This window comes from Pseudoalteromonas sp. S2755 (assembly GCF_005886535.1).
Taxonomy (GTDB): domain Bacteria; phylum Pseudomonadota; class Gammaproteobacteria; order Enterobacterales; family Alteromonadaceae; genus Pseudoalteromonas.
Genome location: NZ_PNDS01000241.1, coordinates 1 through 379 on the forward strand (window position 1 = coordinate 1; position 379 = coordinate 379).

At 41.4% G+C, this 379-nt stretch carries 1 rRNA gene; it reads right to left on the bottom strand.

Annotation, left to right across the window (positions count from 1 at the left end):
* Positions 1-259: 259 nt before the first annotated feature.
* Positions 260-373: ribosomal RNA gene (gene rrf, locus CWC03_RS23045) — 5S ribosomal RNA — on the bottom strand.
* Positions 374-379: the final 6 nt, after the last annotated feature.

Below are 379 nucleotides of genomic sequence, written 5' to 3' on the forward strand. Positions count from 1 at the left end.
AAAGTTTTCGCGCGCGGCATCATCATCAACACCTTTTCAAATTTCACATAGTGATCCAATGTACAAAAACTCTATAGCTAATTGTGCGAAAACTGCGGGAATGTGTGGGAGAGTTCGGGATTGAGTGAGAGCATATTTTAAAATGAGTTTGATATTGTGAAAATCAGCGGCGCTATAAAATTTGCGCCGCTTTTTTGTTTTGCTAATTTCACATAGCAAAAAACCCGCTACATTGCTGTAACGGGTTTCTTTAATTTGGCCCTGACGATGTTCTACTTTCACATGGGAAACCCACACTATCATCGACGCTGTTTTGTTTCACTTCTGAGTTCGGCATGGGGTCAGGTGGTTCCAAAACGCTATGGTCATCAGGAAATCT